Here is a 19,380-nt window from a genome sequence, read left to right on the forward strand (position 1 = left end):
AGAGGCGCTTGGCACCCTGATCGGCTAGGCTTACCGATGGCATGTTGTGTCCTGTCCCGGAGTGCGCGCCTTGCTGTTTCGTGATCGTTGCCTGGCCGCTTTCGGCGCGGCGTCCATGCTGGTTCTCGCCTCAGCGGCCGAAGCCCAGACCCCGGCCCCGCCCCCGGCTGCTGCGACCGCCACGACCTCGACGCTCAGCTTCGACACCGGAGGTCCCATGCCGCCGGAGCAGGCGGCCCTGGCCTTTGAACGGGCCGACCTCAGCTTCAAGATCCTGCCGGAGCGCAAGGCTATTGAAGGCAAGGCGGTCCTTACGCTGAAGATGAAGTCCAAGCTGGACCGCATCGTGCTCGACTTCGACCGGGTCTTTGCCATCCGGGCGATCACCCTCGACGGCAAGCCCCTGAAGCCGTCGGCCTGGAGCAATCCCGAGGGCCGCCTGACCATCACGCCGCCACGCGCTCTGACCCGCGACCGCACGGTCGAGGTTGCGATCACCTATGACGGCGTGCCGCATGAGGCCAAACGGGCCCCTTGGGACGGCGGCTTCGTCTGGAGCAAGACCGAGACCGGCGAGCCCTGGATTGCAACGGCGGTTCAGGGTGAGGGCTGCGACCTGTTCTGGCCCTGCATCGACTATCCGACCGGCGAACCCGGGGTGGTGGATCTGCATATCTCCGTCCCTGCCCCCCTGGTGGCCCCCGCCAACGGCACCTTCCTGGGTATGACCGAGGCCGACGGCAGGCGGACCTATAACTGGCGGGCCCGCACGCCCAATACCTACGCCATCGCCCTGAATGCGGGGCCCTACGAGCAGCTGTCAGAGACCTACAAAAGCCGGTTCGGCGACAGCTTTCCGATCCAGTACTGGTACCTGAAGGGCCGCGAGACCAAGGCCAAGGCGCTGTTTGCCGAGTTCCCGCCGATGATCGATTTCTTCGAGGCGATGATCGGTCCCTATCCGTTCCGGCAGGAAAAGATGGGCGTGGTCGAGACGCCGCATCTCGGCATGGAGCACCAGACCATCAACGCCTATGGCAACAACTACGCCAGGGATGCCTACGGCTATGACTGGCTGCTGCAACACGAGTTCGCGCACGAGTGGTTCGGCAACCAGCTGACCGACCTCGATAATGACGACATGTGGCTGCACGAGGGGCTCGGCAGTTACATGCAGCCGCTCTATTCCCAGTGGCTGCACGGCGACATGGAGTACATGGCCAGGCTCAACAGCCAGAAGGCCGGCATCCGCAACAAGTCACCCATCGTGTCCGGCAAGCCTCTGAAGGAAGACGACGTCTATAACGCTGATCGTGGCCCCGGAAACGACATCTATGCCAAGGCCAGCAACGTCCTCCACACCCTAAGGACCCTGATCGGCGACGAGGCCTTCTTCAAGGTGACACGCCTGATCGTCTATGGCCGAGACGACCCGCGCCCCGGAAATTTCAGCCCGCGCTATGCCAGCACCCAGGACTTCGTGAAGGCGGTCAACCAGGTCACGGGCAAGGACTATGGCTGGTTCTTTGATGCGTATCTTTATGAGGCGATGCCGCCCGAACTGATCGAAGCCCGAGAAGGGCAGGATCTGGTGCTGCACTGGAAAGTGCCGAACAACCGACGTTTCCCGATGCCTTTGGAGGTCAGGGTCGGCCGCGATGTGGTGACCCTGCCCATGGCCGACGGCACCGGGCGCGTCGCCGTCGGTGATGCCGTGCCGGTGATCATCGACCCGGCCGCGAAAGTCCTGCGTCGCCAGCCCTATGTCGAAGTCTTCCAGGCCTGGCAGAAGGCCCGGGATGACGCCGCCAAGGCCGCCGCAGAAGCCCGCAAGAAGGCCGAGGAAGAGGCCAAGGCCGCCAAGCCGCAGTAGAGAGGCCGGGGCCGGTCATCTTTGGTTGACCGCGTTCCTTCACGGAAAATCCGTGCGGGGCGGGCTAGTCAGGGGCTCCAGTGCGAGCCCCTGAATGCTGAAGCCCGACCATTTCGTTCTGTCTGCCCGCATCGTGCTCGTGGTCGGCGCGCTTGTCGCCGCGACATTGATGCTTGGCCCGTTTCAGGGGCTGGAGCAGGTGTTCGGCCTCAGTGACAAGACCGCCCATGCTGTCGCATTTGGGGGGCTGACCGCCCTCGCCTTCCTGGCCTGCCCCCGGATGCGTCGTGCCGACCTCGCCCTGGCGGCCCTGCTGCTCGGCGGTGGCGTCGAGGTGGCCCAGCTGTTTGGCGGCCGGAGCGCAAGCCTGCTGGACTGGCTGGCCGACGGGTTCGGCATCGGCGCGGTTTATGCTGTCAGCCTCGTGGAGGGCTTGCGCAAGATGGCCCGTGAACAGGGCGATATGCCGCTTCATGAGATCGCGCGCATGGACCGTCGAAATCATCGCCAGCGGGCCGAAGGGGGGATCCCCCGCCCGACCGTAGGCCAGGATGTCGCCCAGGCGACCTTCGCAGCCCGGGCGGCGCGGAAGTTTCCGGCCAAGCTGCGGTCCTGACAGTCCAGGCTCAGGACCCGGGGAGCGTCAGTGCTTTCAGGGCGATCTGACCTTCGGGCGTGATGGTCCAGCCGCCCCGGTCCCGCTGGGCCAGGCCGAGGTCCGTCAGCGCCCTGGCATCGGCGATGTTGATCCAGTCGACATCCTCACCGGCCTGCTTGCGCGCCAGGTTCGAAAGCGCGAGGCGCTGACCATCGGACAGCGACACCTAGCGGGCGTCCAGAGCGACATCGACGACGTCAGCGACATCCTCAAGCGGTCTGGCCGCTTCGCAAAGCTTGCGCAGTTGCTTGAGCATCGAAGGACCGCTGATCTGGCTTGGAGCGTCGGAAAACCCTTCGGCTTTCAGCTGCTTGCGAATGTCAGAGATGGTGGCGTAGCTGCCGGATCGCGCCAGCTCGAAGGCGCGCTCCAGTGTGGTCGGTCGATGGGTCATGAGCGGAGCCTACAGGAGACAGGGGCCGACCGCGAGGCGTGTTTCGGGTCGCCCGAAGCGGAACAAGCGCAGTCAGGGCACGTTTCAGGACCTCACCAAGAGGACAATGCCATGACCGACACCCCTCAATCGCAGGACGGCAGCCAGCCCGGCGTGCTGGGCGACTGGTCGCAGGCCCAGGATCTGGGTCAGCCCGGTCACCCCGAAGACCGCGTCACTGAAACCGAGGTCAAGGACGCCTTTCAGACAGAAGTGACGCCGGCCACGCGCCGCGTCGAGCCTCTGCCCGAAGGCGAGACGCACGATCAGTTGGCTGACCACGTGGATCTGGCCGAAAACCGCCAGGAAGCCCTGATCGACGAAAGCCTCGATGAGAGCTTTCCGGCCAGTGATCCTCCCAGCGCGAAACACATAACCTGAGCTTCGGGTCAGGCCTCGAGTTCGATGTCCCAGTACAGATAGTCCAGCCAGCTGGCGTGTAGGTGGCCGGGCGGGAACCGGCGACCACGGTCCTGCAGTTCATGCATGCTCGGGCGACGGGCGGTGCGATAGGGGATCATGCCCGCCTCTCGCGGCGTCCGTCCGCCCTTGCTCAGATTGCAGGGCGCGCAGGCGGTGACGATGTTTTCCCAGGTCGTCCGGCCCCCACGCGACCGGGGAATGACGTGATCGAAGGTCAGATCCTCGGGCGAGCTGCAATACTGACAGGCAAAGCCGTCACGCAGGAACAGATTGAAGCGGGTAAAGGCCGGCGGCCGGTCCTGCGGGACATACTGCTTCAGTGACACGACACTGGGCAGCTTCATCTCGAACGAAGGAGAATGGACGACGTGGTCGTAGGTCGAAACGACGTCGACACGATCCAGAAACACCGCCTTGATCACCTCCTGCCAGGGCCAGAGGGACAGCGGATAATAGCTGAGCGGCCTGAAATCGGCATTCAGCACAAGCGCCGGCATGCCGGACGGGGGACGGGTCAGAACCTGCATCAGGCCTGCCCTCCGGATCCCGGGGGATCCCTATGAAGCTTGTACGCGATCGGACTGAAGACGGGCCTCCTTCCTACGCATTCTCAGGAATCGCCATTCATTCCCGAACGCTCCGAAAGGATGAGCCATGTCTGCGACGGAACCAAGACATCTCGCAGGATCGCGTCAGAAAGGCGGAATTTCCCGTCGCTTGACCGCGCCATAGCAACGCCACAGCAAATGGGCGGCAGCCGACCGGTGCGGGGCCCAGGCCGCAGCCCGCTGATAGGCCTCGACCTGGGAAGGCCGGGCCCCGGCACCATCCACCCAGCGCATGGCCTCCTGCAGGGCGATGTCGCCACCCGGAAACACGTCAAGACGGCCCTCGCAGAACATCAGATAGGTTTCGGCGGTCCAGCGGCCGATTCCGGTGATGGTCATCAGGGCGGCGGTCGCGGCCTGGTCGTCCAGTCTGCCGATCTGTTGCAGGTCACACAGGCCTGACACCTGCGCCTCGGCGATCGCCCGGGCATAGCGGACCTTGGGGCGCGAAAGCCCCAGCCCCTGTAGCTCGGCATCCGAAAGGGCCAGCACCGCGGCCGGCGTGACCTCGCCGAGGCCGCGCTCGACCCGGGCCCAGATGGCCGCCGCCGAGGCCAGGGACACCTGCTGTTCCACCATCAGCTTCAGGAGACCGGCAAAGCCAGGCTCCCTGACCCGCCAGTCAAAATCCGGCGTAACGGCCTCAATCCGCGCCAGGGCGGGATCAAGCCGCACGAGGGCGTCCCGCGCGGAGCGGATCTCTTCAGGGGACAGGCCGGTTCGGGTGTGCACCGGCCAAGCTTTGCAGTCCGGCGGAGGTCCCGCAACCCGAAGCTTGCGGCCGGCCTAGCCGATGGCGACGATCTCGACCTCGCCCCCGCCGACCACGGCGGTATCGCCGATCCCCTTGCCCAGCAGGGCCCGGGCCAGCGGCGAAACATAGGACACCGAGCCCTCGGCCGGATTGGCCTCGTCCTCGCCGACGATGCGGAAGGTCTGCCGACGACCGTCTTCCCGGTCGAAGGTCACGGCCTGTCCAAAGTGAAGCACGCCCTCCGGTCCGTTGGGTTCGGTCAGCTGGGCACTGGCCCGGCGGGCAGAATAGTAGCGGAGGTCCCGCGTCGCCCGGGCCATGGCCGTCCGGTCTTCGGCCACGTCGCCCTGGGCCTGGGCGGCGCTGTAGGCCGCACGGGCCTCGGCCAGCCAGGCCTCAAGTTGGGCCAGGCCACGGGCCGTCACGAGATTGGGATTGGACGAAATCGGCCGGTCCAGCAGATCGGCGGCGAAGGCTTCGCTATCGCCTTCCTTGGTGAAGGCAACGCTCATCTGGAAACGGACTGGACGGAATGGGACATGGACTGGAAATCCGGAGACTGACGGGTTGTTCCCGGTGCAGGCCTCGGAAATTCCTGGCGCAACGGCCGACCTTGCTAGCCCCGGGCAAGGATCGCTTCAAGCGCAAGTGGTTTGGATCGCTGAAGATCGCGGCGGCAGGCCGGGCCGAAGCGGCCTCGCCTGCCGTACGCGGACACAGGCAGAAACTAGAGGGTCACGCCGGCAACGGCACCCGCCAGGGCGATGGCCAGAACCAGGAAGTAGCCGCCGGCCATACGGTCAAAGGCGGTTTCGAAGGCGGTGAGCGAACGGAGCATGGATCAATCTCTCTGGCTATCAGGTTGAGCCCTCCCATCCGGGGTGAAGGCCTGTCCGATCTGGACGGTGTTTAGATAGCATCGATCTGAACGGCGTCAAGATGATCTTTACAGCGTTTGGATGAAATTTTAGAAAGGAAGGGCTAGAGTGAGATCAATGACCATCGCAGCCACCGAATCCCGCCCCTACCACCACGGCGATCTCAGCCGCGCCCTCGTCGACGCCGCGCGTCGCATCCTGGAAAAGGATGGTCCGGCGGCCCTGTCCCTGCGCGCGGTGGCGCGCGAGGCGGGTGTCAGCCCGGCGGCGCCCTATCACCACTTCAAGGACAAGGGCGAACTGCTCGAAGCGGTCGCCCATGAGGGCTGGGTCGCCCTGGACAGCTTCCTGATGGCCTCGCGCGCCCTCGCGCAGAATGCCCGGGACCGGATGACCAGCATCGGCGTCGCCTATGTGCAGTTCGCGCGGGACAATCCGGCCCTCTACCGGGTCATGTATGACTGCTCGCGCGACAAGGACGCCCTCCCCGACCAGATGAAGGAGGAAGGCGCTTACTGTCAGGTGCGCAACACCATCGCCGAACAGGCCGAAGGCGGGTTCAGCGACATTGACCTCGAACTGTCGACCATCGCCGCCTGGTGCGCAGGCCATGGCCTGGCCGAGATGATCAGCTTCAAGCAGTTTGCGCCTCTCAAGGACCTGCTCGGCGGCGAAGACGCGTTCCTCCGCGCCGTGTTCGAACATCTGGGTATGTTCGCGAAGTTCGACAAGGGCTGAGCCCCTTGCCTTTTACGACCCGGTTCGCGCCCTCGCCGACGGGATTTCTGCATCGCGGCCACGCGTTCTCGGCCCTGACAGCCTTCCAGGCTGCACAGGCGGTCGGCGGCCGGTTCCTGCTGCGCATTGAGGACATCGACGCCACCCGCTGCCGCCCGGACTACGAGGCGGCCCTGCTGGAGGATCTCGCCTGGCTGGGCCTGAGCTGGGAAACCCCGGTCCGGCGGCAATCAGAGCACCTCGCCCACTATCACAGCGCCCTTGACGGCCTTCGGGCACGCGGCCTGATCTATCGCTGCTTCCGGACCCGCAAGGAGCTCGACATCGGTCGGGCCCCGCACGGACCGCAGGCCGCCTTCGAGGGGGCGCCGCTGCCGGAAGCCGAACAGGCCGAGCGGCTGGCCCGGGGCGAGGCCTTCGCCTGGCGCCTTTCCCTGGCGGCCGCGAAGCAGGCGCTGAACGGTTTCGAGACCCTCAGCTTTGTCGAGGAAGGCGCCGGTCCCGAGGGCCAGAGCGGCACCATAACCGCAAGACCAGACCTCGCCGGAGACATCGTCCTGGCCCGCAAGGATGTCGGGGTGGCCTACCATCTGGCCGTCGTGCTGGATGACGCGCTGCAGGGCGTGAGCCATGTGATCCGGGGCGAGGACCTGTTCGAGGCCACCCACATCCAGCGCCTGCTGCAGGCCCTGCTGGACCTGCCGACGCCGGTCTATCGCCACCACCGTCTGCTGCTCGGTCCGGACGGCAAGCGCTACGCCAAGCGTGACCGGGCCCAGACCCTGCGGGAACTCCGGGCCGCCGGCCTGACCCCCGCCTCGCTTCAGGCCGAGCTGGGGCTGGCGCTGACCCAGTAGTGATAACGATAGGCCGTCTGAAAGCCTGCGGCCTGATAGAGGGCGATGGCCGAGGCGTTGTCGGCCTCGACCTGCAGATAGGCCTGCCGGGCCCCGAGCCCCGTGGCCTCGGCCAGCAGGGCCCCAAGGATCCGCCGGGCCAGACCCATGCGGCGGTGATCGGCCAGGGTCCGCATGCCGAACAGCCCGACCCAGTCACCTTCAACGGCGCAGGCCCCCAGGGCAGCGGTCTCGCCGTCGATCAGCAGGCCGCCGAACCGGGCCGGGGCCGGAATACGGGCCAGGGTCTCCAGCCGCTCGCGGGCATCGGCCCGATTGCCGCCGGCCGAGGCGGTGAACACGGCCTCGAAGCGGGCATCGGGCTGCCGCGACAGCTGCACGTCCGGATCAGCCCGCCCCTCGGCCGGCCCGACCATGACCAGGGTCGACTTGGTCGCGGCGTAGCCCCGCCGGGTCAGGCGATCGGGCAGATCGGCCGGCGCGGTCGCCCCATCAGTCAGCTTGAAGCGTGGCGGCAGGCCCCGGGTTTGGTACCAGGCCTCGACCGCATCCAGCACAGCCTCCGGGTCGCCGCCGGGATCGGCCAGGGTCCAGCAGGCATTGGTCCGCATCGACCAGCCGTCGGCGGCGTTCAGCCGCCAGCCGCCCAGCCGGACCTGGTCGCGAGCCGGCCAGGCCCGGTCAGCGACCGGCTCAAGCACGGCCGGGTCGATGATCACTCGGCCAGCAGCTTTTCGACCAGGGCCCGGGCCTCGGGGCTGGACCAGTCGGCCTCGCCCGACAGTCGGGCCCGCTCGCGGCCCTGCTTGTCGTAGATCACCGTGGTCGGATAGCCCAAAGCCCGCGGGACCAGATCAAAGGAGAGCCTGTAGGACGGATCCCGGTAGAGCTTCAGCGGCGCATTGGCGGCCATCTCAGCCTGGGCCAGGTTGAGGTCCGAATCCCGGTCGACACTGACCGGCAGCACCTTCAGCGGCTGGACGGCATAGGCGGCGGCCAGCCTGGCCAGGGTCGGCATCTCTTTCTTGCAGGGCGCGCACCAGGTGGCCCAGAGGTTCATCACCACCACCTGCCCCTTGAAGTCGGCAAGGGTTACCGGCTTTCCGGTCTCATCGCTAAACACCGTAGTTGGCTGCGGACCAGGCTGAAAAGGGCTCGGTGGCTTGTCGCCTTCGGTAAAAGCATCAGTCCGCTGCCCCGGCAGGATCAGTTTAGCCAATGACCCCTTCTTGAATTCATTGAGGTCGGCCGCGCTTGCGGGTTTGAACGAAGCCGCGACCATGACGTATAGAACCGCCGCGACGCCGATGAGCATCGCACCGCCGATCGCCCATTTCAGAACACTGCGCTTGCGCGCAACCGTCCCGTTACCCTCCGACTGGATTTCGCTCATATGACCGACAACGCCTCCGAAAAACCCGACACCGCCGGCGGCGGACAGGGTCAAGCCATGTGGGGCGGCAGGTTCTCGGCCAAACCGGCGGAGCTGATGCAGGCGATCAATGTCAGCATCAGCTTCGACAAGCGCCTGTGGGCGCAGGATCTGGCGGGCTCCCGCGCCCATGCCCGGATGTTGATCAGCCAAGGGGTGATTGCAAGGGGCGACGGCGAGGAAATCCTCGCAGGCCTGGATCGCATCGAGGCCGAAATCGCGGCCGGGACCTTCCCGTTTCGCGACGAATACGAAGACATCCACATGAACATCGAGGCGCGGCTGCGCGAGCTGATCGGCCCGGTGGCCGGCCGCCTGCACACCGCCCGGTCGCGCAACGACCAGGTCGCCGTCGACTTCCGCCTGTGGGTCCGCGAGGCCTGTGACCGCTCGGCCGCCCAGCTTGAGGCCCTGCAGAAAGCCCTGCTGGCGCAGGCCGAGACTCATGCCGAGGCCCTGATGCCGGGCTTCACCCACTTGCAGCCGGCCCAGCCGGTGACCTTCGGCCATCACCTGATGGCCTATGTCGAGATGTTCGGCCGTGATGCCTCGCGCTTCCGCGATGCCCGGGCCCGGATGAACGAGTGCCCGCTGGGGGCCGCCGCCCTGGCCGGCTCGCCCTTCCCGATCGACCGCCACGCCACGGCGGCCACCCTCGGTTTTGACCGCCCGACCGCCAATTCGCTGGACAGCGTCTCGGCCCGCGACTTCGCGCTGGAAGCCCTGTCGGCCGCCTCGATCACCGCGACCCACCTGTCGCGCCTGGCCGAGGAAATCGTGCTGTGGACGACGCCGATGTTCGGCTTCATCAAGCTGACCGACGCCTTCACGACCGGCAGCTCGATCATGCCGCAGAAGAAGAACCCTGACGCCGCCGAGCTGATCCGCGCCAAGGTCGGTCGCATCCTCGGCAGCCTGACCACCCTGACCGTGGTCATGAAGGGCCTGCCGCTGGCCTATTCCAAGGACATGCAGGAGGACAAGGTCCCGACCTTCGAGGCCTTTGACGCGCTCGAGCTGTCGCTGCTGGCCATGGCCGGCATGGTCGCCGACCTGACGCCCAACACCGAAAAGATGGCCCAGGCGGCCGGGGCCGGCTTCTCGACTGCCACCGATCTGGCCGACTGGCTGGTGCGGACGCTGAACATGCCTTTCCGCGACGCCCACCACGTGACAGGCTCGGCCGTGAAGCTGGCCGAAGGCCTGGGCCTTGATCTGGCGGACCTGTCGCTGGAGCAGTTCCAGTCGATCGAGCCCAAGATCACCGAGGCGGTCTATGCCGTCCTCACCCCGGCCGCCTCGGCGGCCAGCCGCATGAGCTATGGCGGGACCGCCCCCGCCCAGGTCCGCGCCCAGATTGCGCGTTGGAAGGAACTGCTCGCATGACCCTGCGCCCCCTCGCCCTTCTGACCCTCGCCGCCCTGACCCTGGCCGCGTGCGGCAAGCAGGCCGAACTCGAGCGTCCCGCCCCGATGTGGGACCCGGTCAAGAAGGCCGCCTTTGAAGCCCAGCGCCGCGCCGCCTCGGCCCAGGCCAACCAGCCCGCCCGGGCCGGTGGGACCCAGGAGATCATGGACCCGGCCTCCAGCAACCGCACCGTCCGCGCCGCGCCCCTGGCCGGCACGGCCCCCAACCCGTTCGGCGGTCCGTCGGCGGCAGGGTTCCCCGGCGCGACGCCCAACTGACGGCTCTGACGTGAACCACTTCGAATACGGCCCCGAGGGCCTGACCTGCGAGGGCGTGCCCCTGGCGAGGATCGCGGCCGAGGTCGGTACGCCGGTCTATGTCTATTCCCGAGCCACCCTTGAACGGCACTTCACCGTGTTCCGCGACGCCCTGGAACTGGCCGGGGTCGCCGACCCGCTGATCGCCTATGCGGTCAAGGCCAACTCCAATGTCGCGGTGCTCAAGGTTCTGGGCGAGCTCGGAGCCGGGGCCGATACGGTCTCGGAGGGCGAGGTCCGCCGCGCCCTGGCGGCCGGCATTCCGGCCGAGCGCATCGTCTTCTCGGGCGTCGGCAAGGCCCGGCGCGAGATCGAATTTGCCCTGCAGGCCGGGGTCGCCGAGATCAATGTCGAGTCCGAGCCCGAACTGAACCTGATCGCGGCCGTCGCCGCCGAGCTGGGGGTCCGGGCCAAGGTGGCCTTCCGGGTCAATCCGGATGTCGCGGCCGGCGGCCACGCCAAGATCGCCACCGGCAAGGCCGAGAACAAGTTCGGCGTCTCGTTCGCTGAGGCCGCGCGCCTCTATGCCAATGCCAGCAACCACGCCGCCCTCGAGCCGGTCGGGGTGGCCTGCCACATCGGCAGCCAGATCACCGAGCTGGCCCCGATGCGGGCCGCCTTCAGCAAGATGCGGGGCCTCGTCGAGCAGTTGCTGGGCGAAGGCCTGTCGGTCGAGCGGCTGGACCTCGGCGGCGGTCTGGGCGTGCCCTATTTCAACCATCCCGAACCGCCCTCGCCGGCCGATTTCGCGGCCATGGTCGGCGAGGTCACGGCCGGCCTGCCGGTCCGCCTGGCCTTCGAGCCCGGCCGGGTGATCGCCGCCAATGCCGGGGTGCTGGTCTCGGAAGTCATCCATATCCACGCGCGCCCGGAAGGCCGCAAGTTCCTGGTCATCGATGCGGCCATGAACGACCTGGTCCGCCCGGCCATGTACGACGCCTTCCACGACATCCGGCCGCTGACCAGGCGAGATGGCGAGGCGGTCTATGACGTGGTCGGTCCAGTCTGCGAGACCGGCGACACCTTCACGCGGGATCGCGCCTTGCCGCCGCTGGCGGCGGGCGATCTGGTGGCCTTCATGTCGGCCGGAGCCTATGGCGCGGCCATGGCCAGCGAATACAACACCCGCCCGCTGGTCCCCGAGGTGCTGGTCGACGGCGACCGCTTCGCCGTGATCCGCGCCCGCCCGACCTATGACGAGATGCTGGCCCGCGATCTGGTGCCGGACTGGGTGTAGCCCCCAGACCTGCCCCCACCTGACCTGCTGCGCAGGTCGTCCGCCCCCAGAGGGGGCGGATAAGTTCATCTTCCCCCTCCGGGGGAGGAGGATGCGCAGCATCCGGAGGGGGCAAGTGACGGCCTTCAGCCAGACATGGGGTCTCGGCTTCACGCGGGCGGCCCGCTGAAGGGTGGGGAGGCGGCGGAGCGTCCGGGCCACGCCCGGAATAGCTTTTTGGAGTGGAGTACCGTTTCGGCCTGGGCCGGAGCGCTCCGCATGACCGATTTTCCGGTGAGCCTTCGGGGCGCGGGGTTTTAACCCGCTCCCGGCAGAGGCCCCCGACGGGCGGAAGGGATGACGCCCCTCCGGACCGTCCGGGCGATTTCAGCCCGGACCTGCTGCGCGTCGTCGCCGTGGCCGGGCCTTCCGTCGGCGGGTTGGTGACCGATTTTTCCCGGCGAGACCCTCTGGGGGACTTACACGCCTCGAACCGGTCCCCGCCGGGGACGACATCGACACCGGCCGACGGGCGCTTCCCGCTCGACCACCCCCACCGCGCATCAGGTCGCCGGCCGGACGCCCTCCCCTGCGACGGGGCGAGGAGAAGTATGCGGCCGGTCTGGCGGGGGCGGACAGGTTTTCGACCGTCACGCCGGGTGGCGGTGCCAGGGCGTTGAAATGGCTCGGGATGCGGGGTGGTTATCCCCGTCGGAGAACGGGGATTGGCGGGGTTCGGAGGGCTGCAAGGTCTGTCCGAAGGCCCTCGCCGCCCGCAGCGCGACGCCGAAACATCACGCCTGCAGGGGCCCCGCCGGGACTAGGTCCTAGCGGATGCGGATGCGGACCGGGACTTCGATGAACGAGCCGGCGCGGCTCTTGCCGTCGGGGCCCAGCAGGTCGACCTGGAACTGGGCGGCCATCTTCAGGGCGGCGTCGCCGACGCCGAGTTCCGGATTGCTTTCGCCGAGCACGGTGCACGAGGTCAGGTGACCGTCGGACTTGACCAGGCAGTTCAGGACGGCGACGGCCTCACGCGGCTGCGACACCGGGGTCAGCAGGTCCGACGGGGCCTTGGCGGGCGCGGCGTTCGAGATCATGGCGGCGAGAACAAACGAAGCAATCACGATAACGTCCTGTCATTCCTGGTCGAAACCGTCGTGTCCGCGACGGTCCCAAAGTTCTGGTTCAGCGCCCCTCCCGCTGCCTGTGTCCCGATCCGGGTCAGACAGTGTGGGTCGCTTTCACCCTTTGCAGCCCCTGTGCCGCCAGCTCGGTGAGCGAGCGCAAGCCCAGCTCGGAAAACACATCGAACGCGCTGGCCAGGGCGACAGCGGCGCGGTCCAGCCGGCCGTCGTCGCGCCCGGTGATCTCGACGCGGGCCTCATAGAGGCGGGCGAGATTCAGCTGGGCGACGGCCCAGGCGGCCGGGTCGCGCGCGCCTGGACGCTCGGCCAGTTCGGACTTGAAGGCCATCTCGGCCGCATCCAGCACCGCCAGGTCGGCCGTCAGTTCGGCGCAGCGGGCCAGGCTGAGGGCGCGGTTGTTGGCCACCACGGCGCGCAGGGCCAGGGCGGGCTGCACCTTCAGCACCTGGGTCGCCCGGTCATAGCAGGTCACGGCCTGTTCGAAGGCCCGTTCACTGGTCGTCGCCTCGCCCACGGCCTGCAGTCCGGCCCCCAGGGCTGCCTGCGACCGGGCCCAGTCCATCGGGCTGTGTTCCATCGACAGGGGCTCGAGCGCCGCCGTCAGGGCCTCGACCCCGTCAGCAATATTGGTCAGTTCGCCGTCCAGCTCGCCGAGCTGGACCAGGGCCGCGCCACGCAGGCCTTCCAGACGCGACCAGGCCAGGGGCTCGAAGTCGGGGTCCAGGGCGGCGGCCGCAGTCGTCGCCTCGCTGATGGCCAGATGGGCCAGGGTGCGATCGCGCAGACGGATCGAGCAGGTCAGGATCAGCTCGATGCGGGCCGCCCGCTGCTCGGCCAGCAGCAGCCGGGCCGAGCCGCCCTTGACGCGCTTGGCCGCGGCCAGGGCCCGCAGCGGGGCTTCAAAGCCCTGCACGGCCGCCAGGGCCCGGTCGAGATTGTTTTCCGCCAGGCCCGCGCGGCCGTCGAGGCCGGCGATCAGGGCCATGGCCAGGCCGCAACGCTGGCTGGGCGCGGTGCGGGCCAGGGTCAGGGCGGCCCCGGCCGCCGCATGCAGGCCCTCGTCGCCGAACAGGTCGGCTCCCAGGATGGCGAGAACCGCCTGCTCGCAGCGCGCCGCCGCCAGGGCGTCGGTCCGTTTTTCGGTCTCGAAGATCTTGCCGGCGGCCTCGGCGTGGGAGGCGGCCTTGCGCAGGGCGGCCGCATCGCCGGACCGTCGGGCCAGTTCACGCCAGACCACGGCCGCTTCCAGAAGGCGCGAGCCCCGGTCCTTGGTGCCGATCCGGCCGGCGGCCACATCGGCCGAGCGGGCCTCGTTGGTGAGCAGGCGAATGTCGAGCAGCTCCAGCAGAGAGGTATCCCCGCCGGTCAGCCCCTCGCGGTAGGACGCGCCCTTCGACTCCGCTCCGGTCTCGACACCGAACAGACGCTTCAGATCCCGACCGAACTCGAACATCGATCCGTACTCCGACAAACCGTCCCGCACCGAGACGTCCGGTGGGGTTCAGCCTGACAGAAGCAAAGCCGGAGCCAACCGCTTTAACAAGTGGTTAAGAGGTATTTACGAGGCGTTAACCATAGATAGTTGGATTTCGTTAACGCGGAGCGATTTTTCCGGCGATTTCCGGCATTTGTGGCCCATTCTGGCACAGTTCTTGCCCGCGCCGGACGGCACCTTCCCGACCTTAACCAGCCCGCTTAAGATCCGGGTCATAGGTGTAAAAATGACGTTAACCATCAAATTTAACACCTCGTTTACTTTTCGTTCTCCAGCAAGGCCCTGAACGCTCGCCTGCTGCCGACCGAAACGAAGCAGGCTAGAACGCTCAAGAGCCAACCCGGGACACCCGCCATGTCGCAAGTCACCCTCTGGATCGCCAGTGTCTGCCAGCCCGACCCGGGCTATGGCGGCTATGGTTTCGTGCGGATCGAGGGCGAGACGCGGGTGGGCCAGGCCGGCGGCGACCGGCGGACCACCGGCGTGAAGATGGCCCTGACCGGTCTGGTGCGAGCACTCGAATCCCTGGCCGAGACGCCGGCCGGGGCCCTCGTCACCTGAACGTCGCCGACCCCGACACGGCGCTGGGCCTGCGCCGTCTGCTGGCCGCCGACCCGGAGTTTGCGCCGGAAGACGAGACCGAGTTCTGGGCCCAGATCCTCACCCTGTCCAAGGCCCGGGCCGGCCGCATCGGCGTCGCCGCCCTGCCCGCCACGGCCCCGGCGGCCGGCTTCGTCAAGGCCTGGGCCGATTTCGGGGCCGATGCCGCCAAGACCCGCGGTGCCTTCAAGGCCGCGATCCCGCGACCCAACCTGCTGAAGTTTCCGGTTTAGGGCTTCACGGCAGCCGGCGGAACAATCGCAAAGCCCGGCACGGGGGCAAGCTCGACATGGCCGGAGTGATACATGTCCATAAAGACCTGCCGCTCCTTCAGCTCCGCAACGGCGCAGGTCACCTGGTAACCGTCGATGATCGATCCGAACGGCCCGAGCCCATAGCTGCCCATCCGCTCGAAGGCCGGCGCAGCCCCGTCGCCGCAGCGCAGCCGTGCCAGATAGGCCCGCTGCCCCTCGGGCATGTCAGCCCGCACGGGGTTGTCGCGACTGCCGAGCGGCGAACGGGCCGCGATATTGACCTTGGCCTGCAGCGCCTTGCCCCGCAGTACGCCGCCCGAACCGGCACATCCCGACAGGGCCAGGGCAATGCCCAGCACGACGATCATTCGCATAGCTTGCCCCCTACCGCTGATCAGACAGCCTCACCGGGTTCGGGGGCAGGATCAAGGCGCAGATCGAAGTCGATGCGCCCGGATCCTACTGGCCCCAGTTGATATTGAAGGCGACACGCCGCACCAGTCGCAGGCGATCCACCAGAGCCAGGGTCGCCGCGATCTGGCCACGCGTGGCTCCCGGCCCGCCGCTGCGGGGCTTGGCGAGACAGGCCTGCAGACGTCCATCCTCCAGCCACCGGCAGGTCAGGGCTACGCCGGTGGGCGAAAGCTTGGCGGTGGACACAGGCAAGGCCGGATCCTTCAACACAACGAAAGTCACCGGGGCATTGTCGACCCGTGTGATGAACGGCCTATCGTCGCGTACCTGAAACGACTGCACAGAGAGCGAAAACTGCACCTCGGGCGGCACGGGCGGCAGTTTTGCCCTGTAACCCCGGGCAGCCAGAGCCAGCGCGGCGGCCTCCAGACCCTGTCCCTGTGGACCAGCAGATTGCACGGTGCAGTCGGTGAGGGCCCCGCCGCCCGTGAGGGGGGTAAGGCAGGACAGGCTGGCCATCGCGATCGGGTCCGCCCCGGCCGGACGATGGGCCTCAATGGCCTCACGTCCCGGCGACAGAACCGCATCACCGGGGGTGTATCCGTCCTGGACCACAAACCCGACCATGAAATGGGCCGGCCGGCCGGCCACGGCGGGCAGGACATCGGCACGGACCCGGGCGATCCGGGACAGATTCATCGCGCCCCGGCCGAACCCGTACCCCGCAGGCCCCTCGCCAACGACCACACAATCCGTCAGGGCCCCGGTCGCGTTCGGAACGCAGCGCAGCCGCGCCCAACCATTGGCCTCCTCGCGCAGGGCCTTGCTGGGATAGAATTGGGACGCACTGTCACCCAAGGGTTCGATCGGCGTATCGCCGGGTGGAGGTCCCTGCGCGAAGGCCGGGGACAATGCCCCCATGCCGGCGACCCATGCCAGGCCCAGAACGACGATCCGACGCATGCCCGCTCCCAAGTTTGCTCCGGCAAACTCGAGTGTTCCGCAGCCTGGATCAAGCGCCCAGGGCTCAGAAGCCTTGGGCGATCAGGTCGGCGGTGGCCGGATTGCAGGCAAACGGAATGTTGGCCAGGGTCGCCATGCGGATCAGCGCCTTGACGTCGACATCGTGCGGCTGCGGCGACAGCGGGTCGACGAAGAAGATCAGCACGTCCAGCCGCCCCTCGGCGATCAGGGCACCCAACTGCTGGTCACCGCCCAGCGGGCCGCTCTTGAAGCGGGTCAAATCGAGGTCCGGCATGGCCTCCAGGATCCGCCCGCCGGTGGTGCCGGTGGCATAGAGCGTATTGCCCTCCAGAAACGCCCGGTGCGCCAGGGCCCAGGCGACGAGGTCGGCCTTGCGGTCATCATGGGCCACGAGACCGATGGTACGGGGGCGGGAAGCAGACACTGGTTGGCGCATCCTATTGGCCCCAATTGATATTGAAGGTCACCCTTCGGACCAGTTTCAAGTCGTCCACCAGAGCCAGCGCCGCCTTGCCTAGATCGCTCGCTACACCAAGATCTGTTTTACAGTCTTTCAGACTTCCATCGCCCGTCCAGCCGCAGTTGACATTCACGCCAGAGGGCGAAAAATCGATCAAATCCCGATGCGGGCTTTTTTCTCGCAAATATATCGCTGCATCGCCCCAATACTGGACCATTCCCATCGCGCGCAACTCGGCCATGCTCCCGTATTTGGGATCAACCCAACGCTCGGCGCGCGCTACAAGACGATCCTTCCTCATCTCTGAAAATGAACCGTTGTTGAGGGTAAACGAAAGTCTGGGCTCCAGAGTCTCGATATCGACTTGATATGCGCTCTGCGCCAAAGCCTTAGCGGCGGCTCCAAACCCCTGCCCCATCGGACCTTCAGCATCTACGACGCAGTCTCGTGCCAGACCCTTGCCGACTGTGGGCGCCTCGCAAGTCAAGGTCGCCATTCCAATGTCGTCTGCCCCGGCCGGACGAGCGGCCTCAACAACAGCAAGGCTTGGCGGTCTGACAGGCTCGGGAAATACCTTCGAGTCCGGGACTGAGAACCGGAACGCCTTGTAGATGGGCTGGCCAACCACCTTTTCGAGTTCGGCCCCATTCAGTGCCACGCGAAGTGCGGGGGCTAGCTTCAAGGCCGCCCAGTCGAAACCGAAAGCCGGTGGGTTTACCCCCACGACCTCGCAGTCTCCCAGCGTCGCGTCGGCCTTAATGGTGCACCGGATACGTGCCCAGCCGCTGACCTCCATACGCTGGGCACGATCAGGATAGTAGGCCGACACCTCGACCGTCGAGATAACCGGCACATCCACCCGCGGCTGCTCGGCGCGAGCTGTGTTTGCGGCTGCCAAGAGAAGCACGACCAATGCCCGCGCAAGAAACTTCATGGCTCCCTCATTGTCCGCAAAGTAGTGGCTAAACCCTAACCCCGTTCCTTCGTCCGCTCGAACTTCACCTTCGCAAACCGTTCGGCGACATAGCCGATTTCCCAGGACGACTTGCCCAGGAAGACCGGCTGGTTGTCGATGTCCTCGCCCATCTGGGTGCGGTGCTTGTTCACGAAGTCCTCGACATCGGCGCGCTCGCCGGTCAGCCAGCGGGCCTCGGCATAGGGGCTGGCCTCGAAGATACAGTCGAGCTGGTACTCGTTGGCCAGACGGTCGGCCATGACCTCGAACTGCAGCTGGCCGACGGCCCCGACGATGAAGTCCGAGCCGATCATCGGGCGGAACAGCTGGGTGACGCCCTCCTCGGCCAGCCCCTCCAGGGCCTTCTTCAGGTGCTTGGCCTTCAGCGGATCCTTGACCCGCACGCGGCGCAGGATTTCCGGCGCGAAGTTGGGCAGGCCGGCAAAGCGCAGGGTGCCGCTCTCCGACAGGCTGTCGCCCACCCGCAGCACGCCGTGGTTGGGAATGCCGATCACGTCGCCGGCAAAGGCGTCTTCGGCCAGTTCGCGATCGCTGGCGAAGAACATGATCGGCGCATTGACGCTCATCGACTTGCCGGTGTTCTGGGCCTTCAGCTTCATGCCGCGCGTGAAGCGGCCGCTGGTCAGGCGCAGGAAGGCGATCCGGTCGCGGTGATTGGGGTCCATATTGGCCTGGACCTTGAAGACAAAGCCCGAGACCTCGGGATCACCCGGCGCGACATGGGTCTCGCCCCCCGAACGCAGGGCCCTCGCCGGCTTGGGCGGCGGCGCATAGGCCCCGATGCCGGCCAGCAGTTCGGCGACCCCGAAATGGCGCAGGGCCGAGCCGAAGAACACCGGCGTCATGTGGCCCTCGAGGAAGCTCTGGACGTCGAACGGCTTGGCGGCCTCGGAGACCAGCATGGCCCCCTCCTCGACCTCGGCCTGTTCCTCGGGGTCGAGGAAGCGGCTGATGGCGTTGGAGTTCAGGGCGACCGGGTCCGGATGGCCCTCGTCGTCGGTCGAGCTCTTCTTGGCATAGGGAATGAACTTCTGGGCCCGCAGGTCCAGCATGCCCTTGAAGCGGCCGCCCGACCCGGCCGGCCAGAACAGCGGCGCGGGGTCCAGGGCCAGCTTGGACGAGACCTCGTCCAGCAGCTCGAACGGATCCTGGGCCTCGCGGTCCATCTTGTTGATGAAGGTGATGATCGGAATGTCGCGCAGGCGGCAGACCTCGAACAGCTTCAGGGTCTGGGGCTCGATGCCCTTGGCGGCATCCAGCACCATGATCGCCGCATCGGCAGCGGTCAGGGTGCGATAGGTGTCTTCCGAGAAGTCTTCGTGGCCCGGCGTGTCGAGCAGGTTGAACATCAGACCGTCGTGGTCGAAGGTCATCACCGAGGCCGAGACCGAAATGCCGCGCTCGCGCTCGATCTTCATCCAGTCGGACTGGGTGCGGCGGGTCTGGCCGCGGGCC

24 protein-coding genes are annotated in these 19,380 nt (G+C 67.1%); 9 read left to right on the top strand and 15 right to left on the bottom strand.

All coding sequences use genetic code 11. The features are described 5' to 3' along the window. Positions 1 to 115 precede the first annotated feature (115 nt). Together DBR10_RS01745 and DBR10_RS01750 are read left to right on the top strand one after the other, a co-directional pair. Positions 116 to 1,873, top strand: coding sequence for a M1 family metallopeptidase (locus DBR10_RS01745; RefSeq protein ID WP_199223640.1), 1,758 nt, complete (start codon positions 116 to 118; stop codon positions 1,871 to 1,873). A 94-nt stretch (positions 1,874 to 1,967) separates the two neighbouring features. Continuing rightward, positions 1,968 to 2,489, top strand: coding sequence for a VanZ family protein (locus DBR10_RS01750; protein WP_108506082.1), 522 nt, complete (start codon positions 1,968 to 1,970; stop codon positions 2,487 to 2,489). Between the two features lie 10 nt (positions 2,490 to 2,499). Here the strand turns inward: DBR10_RS01750 and DBR10_RS01755 are convergent, their stop codons facing one another. Beyond that, complete coding sequence (locus DBR10_RS01755; RefSeq protein ID WP_108506083.1) at positions 2,500 to 2,697, bottom strand: hypothetical protein; 198 nt, start codon at positions 2,695 to 2,697, stop codon at positions 2,500 to 2,502. Beyond that, positions 2,698 to 2,925 (bottom strand): hypothetical protein, encoded by a 228-nt coding sequence (locus DBR10_RS01760; protein ID WP_108506084.1) that lies wholly within the window; start codon positions 2,923 to 2,925, stop codon positions 2,698 to 2,700. It abuts the gene before it with no gap. Positions 2,926 to 3,036: 111 nt separating this feature from the next. On the opposite strand from DBR10_RS01760, the gene DBR10_RS01765 reads away from it, so the two are divergent. Continuing rightward, positions 3,037 to 3,345: a hypothetical protein gene (locus DBR10_RS01765; protein ID WP_108506085.1), complete on the top strand. Its 309-nt coding sequence runs from the start codon at positions 3,037 to 3,039 to the stop codon at positions 3,343 to 3,345. Between the two features lie 8 nt (positions 3,346 to 3,353). Here DBR10_RS01765 and DBR10_RS01770 read toward each other — a convergent pair whose 3' ends face one another. The 4 genes from DBR10_RS01770 to DBR10_RS19600 form a co-directional block, all read right to left on the bottom strand. After that, positions 3,354 to 3,917, bottom strand: a complete 564-nt coding sequence (locus tag DBR10_RS01770) for an HNH endonuclease (RefSeq protein WP_108506086.1) — start codon at positions 3,915 to 3,917, stop codon at positions 3,354 to 3,356. A 162-nt stretch (positions 3,918 to 4,079) separates the two neighbouring features. Continuing rightward, on the bottom strand, positions 4,080 to 4,727 hold the full coding sequence (locus tag DBR10_RS01775) for a DNA-3-methyladenine glycosylase family protein (protein ID WP_233243174.1): 648 nt from the start codon (positions 4,725 to 4,727) through the stop codon (positions 4,080 to 4,082). A 54-nt stretch (positions 4,728 to 4,781) separates the two neighbouring features. Beyond that, positions 4,782 to 5,261, bottom strand: coding sequence for a transcription elongation factor GreA (greA, locus tag DBR10_RS01780; RefSeq protein WP_108506087.1), 480 nt, complete (start codon positions 5,259 to 5,261; stop codon positions 4,782 to 4,784). 215 nt (positions 5,262 to 5,476) lie between these two features. Next, positions 5,477 to 5,587, bottom strand: a complete 111-nt coding sequence (locus tag DBR10_RS19600; RefSeq protein WP_233243175.1) for a hypothetical protein — start codon at positions 5,585 to 5,587, stop codon at positions 5,477 to 5,479. Positions 5,588 to 5,744: 157 nt separating this feature from the next. On the opposite strand from DBR10_RS19600, the gene DBR10_RS01785 reads away from it, so the two are divergent. Both DBR10_RS01785 and gluQRS read left to right on the top strand, forming a co-directional pair. Continuing rightward, positions 5,745 to 6,365 (top strand): TetR/AcrR family transcriptional regulator, encoded by a 621-nt coding sequence (locus DBR10_RS01785; protein ID WP_108490651.1) that lies wholly within the window; start codon positions 5,745 to 5,747, stop codon positions 6,363 to 6,365. 5 nt (positions 6,366 to 6,370) lie between these two features. Then, positions 6,371 to 7,222, top strand: coding sequence for a tRNA glutamyl-Q(34) synthetase GluQRS (gluQRS, locus tag DBR10_RS01790; protein ID WP_108506088.1), 852 nt, complete (start codon positions 6,371 to 6,373; stop codon positions 7,220 to 7,222). Here the strand turns inward: gluQRS and DBR10_RS01795 are convergent. Next, entirely contained in the window at positions 7,189 to 7,941 is a 753-nt protein-coding gene (locus DBR10_RS01795; RefSeq protein ID WP_233243177.1) for a GNAT family N-acetyltransferase, read from the bottom strand. The two genes, gluQRS and DBR10_RS01795, sit on opposite strands and share 34 nt — an antisense overlap. Further along, positions 7,938 to 8,615, bottom strand: coding sequence for a TlpA family protein disulfide reductase (locus tag DBR10_RS01800; protein ID WP_108506105.1), 678 nt, complete (start codon positions 8,613 to 8,615; stop codon positions 7,938 to 7,940). The genes DBR10_RS01795 and DBR10_RS01800 overlap by 4 nt, the downstream gene beginning before the upstream one ends. Here DBR10_RS01800 and argH point away from each other — a divergent pair, their 5' ends adjacent. From argH to lysA, 3 genes are read left to right on the top strand one after another with little or no spacing between them, the layout of a single operon-like run. Next, positions 8,616 to 10,040 carry an argininosuccinate lyase gene (gene argH / locus DBR10_RS01805; protein ID WP_177486126.1) on the top strand — a complete coding sequence of 475 codons (1,425 nt, stop codon included), beginning with the start codon at positions 8,616 to 8,618 and terminating at the stop codon, positions 10,038 to 10,040. Continuing rightward, positions 10,019 to 10,339 (top strand): hypothetical protein, encoded by a 321-nt coding sequence (locus DBR10_RS01810; RefSeq protein ID WP_108506089.1) that lies wholly within the window; start codon positions 10,019 to 10,021, stop codon positions 10,337 to 10,339. The genes argH and DBR10_RS01810 overlap by 22 nt, the downstream gene beginning before the upstream one ends. Before the next feature lie 10 nt (positions 10,340 to 10,349). After that, a complete protein-coding gene (gene lysA, locus DBR10_RS01815) occupies positions 10,350 to 11,615 on the top strand; it encodes a diaminopimelate decarboxylase (RefSeq protein ID WP_108506090.1) in 1,266 nt (421 codons plus the stop codon). A gap of 806 nt (positions 11,616 to 12,421) precedes the next feature. On the opposite strand, the gene DBR10_RS01820 is transcribed toward lysA, so the two are convergent. Next, entirely contained in the window at positions 12,422 to 12,721 is a 300-nt protein-coding gene (locus DBR10_RS01820) for a TonB family protein (RefSeq protein WP_108506091.1), read from the bottom strand. Positions 12,722 to 12,818: 97 nt separating this feature from the next. After that, positions 12,819 to 14,195: a hypothetical protein gene (locus DBR10_RS01825; protein WP_108506092.1), complete on the bottom strand. Its 1,377-nt coding sequence runs from the start codon at positions 14,193 to 14,195 to the stop codon at positions 12,819 to 12,821. 396 nt (positions 14,196 to 14,591) lie between these two features. Between DBR10_RS01825 and DBR10_RS19605 the strand changes: the two genes are divergently transcribed. After that, on the top strand, positions 14,592 to 14,798 hold the full coding sequence (locus DBR10_RS19605; RefSeq protein WP_233243179.1) for a hypothetical protein: 207 nt from the start codon (positions 14,592 to 14,594) through the stop codon (positions 14,796 to 14,798). A 268-nt stretch (positions 14,799 to 15,066) separates the two neighbouring features. Here the strand turns inward: DBR10_RS19605 and DBR10_RS01835 are convergent, their stop codons facing one another. The 5 genes from DBR10_RS01835 to DBR10_RS01855 form a co-directional block, all read right to left on the bottom strand. After that, a complete protein-coding gene (locus tag DBR10_RS01835; protein ID WP_146184212.1) occupies positions 15,067 to 15,465 on the bottom strand; it encodes a hypothetical protein in 399 nt (132 codons plus the stop codon). Between the two features lie 85 nt (positions 15,466 to 15,550). Beyond that, complete coding sequence (locus DBR10_RS01840; RefSeq protein ID WP_108506094.1) at positions 15,551 to 16,468, bottom strand: hypothetical protein; 918 nt, start codon at positions 16,466 to 16,468, stop codon at positions 15,551 to 15,553. A 64-nt stretch (positions 16,469 to 16,532) separates the two neighbouring features. Further along, complete coding sequence (locus tag DBR10_RS01845; RefSeq protein ID WP_233243182.1) at positions 16,533 to 16,913, bottom strand: methylglyoxal synthase; 381 nt, start codon at positions 16,911 to 16,913, stop codon at positions 16,533 to 16,535. A gap of 13 nt (positions 16,914 to 16,926) precedes the next feature. Further along, positions 16,927 to 17,883: an energy transducer TonB gene (locus DBR10_RS01850; protein ID WP_108506096.1), complete on the bottom strand. Its 957-nt coding sequence runs from the start codon at positions 17,881 to 17,883 to the stop codon at positions 16,927 to 16,929. Between the two features lie 35 nt (positions 17,884 to 17,918). Next, a partial coding sequence (locus tag DBR10_RS01855; RefSeq protein ID WP_233243184.1) for a peptide chain release factor 3 occupies positions 17,919 to 19,380 on the bottom strand: 1,462 nt, incomplete at its 5' end.

It is taken from the genome of Caulobacter sp. HMWF025 (assembly GCF_003060965.1).
In the GTDB taxonomy this organism is placed as follows: domain Bacteria; phylum Pseudomonadota; class Alphaproteobacteria; order Caulobacterales; family Caulobacteraceae; genus Caulobacter.

Excerpts from the sequence above, each read along its gene's own strand:
- argH (WP_177486126.1), top strand. The coding sequence starts at position 8,616 with ATGACCGACAACGCCTCCGAAAAACCCGACACCGCCGGCGGCGGACAG.
- DBR10_RS01800 (WP_108506105.1), bottom strand. The coding sequence starts at position 8,615 with ATGAGCGAAATCCAGTCGGAGGGTAACGGGACGGTTGCGCGCAAGCGC.
- DBR10_RS01840 (WP_108506094.1), bottom strand. The coding sequence starts at position 16,468 with ATGCGTCGGATCGTCGTTCTGGGCCTGGCATGGGTCGCCGGCATGGGG.
- DBR10_RS19600 (WP_233243175.1), bottom strand. The coding sequence starts at position 5,587 with ATGCTCCGTTCGCTCACCGCCTTCGAAACCGCCTTTGACCGTATGGCC.
- DBR10_RS01835 (WP_146184212.1), bottom strand. The coding sequence starts at position 15,465 with ATGCGAATGATCGTCGTGCTGGGCATTGCCCTGGCCCTGTCGGGATGT.
- DBR10_RS01825 (WP_108506092.1), bottom strand. The coding sequence starts at position 14,195 with ATGTTCGAGTTCGGTCGGGATCTGAAGCGTCTGTTCGGTGTCGAGACC.
- DBR10_RS01850 (WP_108506096.1), bottom strand. The coding sequence starts at position 17,883 with ATGAAGTTTCTTGCGCGGGCATTGGTCGTGCTTCTCTTGGCAGCCGCA.
- DBR10_RS01785 (WP_108490651.1), top strand. The coding sequence starts at position 5,745 with ATGACCATCGCAGCCACCGAATCCCGCCCCTACCACCACGGCGATCTC.
- DBR10_RS01760 (WP_108506084.1), bottom strand. The coding sequence starts at position 2,925 with ATGACCCATCGACCGACCACACTGGAGCGCGCCTTCGAGCTGGCGCGA.
- DBR10_RS01745 (WP_199223640.1), top strand. The coding sequence starts at position 116 with ATGCTGGTTCTCGCCTCAGCGGCCGAAGCCCAGACCCCGGCCCCGCCC.
- DBR10_RS01765 (WP_108506085.1), top strand. The coding sequence starts at position 3,037 with ATGACCGACACCCCTCAATCGCAGGACGGCAGCCAGCCCGGCGTGCTG.
- DBR10_RS01750 (WP_108506082.1), top strand. The coding sequence starts at position 1,968 with ATGCTGAAGCCCGACCATTTCGTTCTGTCTGCCCGCATCGTGCTCGTG.
- DBR10_RS19605 (WP_233243179.1), top strand. The coding sequence starts at position 14,592 with ATGTCGCAAGTCACCCTCTGGATCGCCAGTGTCTGCCAGCCCGACCCG.
- greA (WP_108506087.1), bottom strand. The coding sequence starts at position 5,261 with ATGAGCGTTGCCTTCACCAAGGAAGGCGATAGCGAAGCCTTCGCCGCC.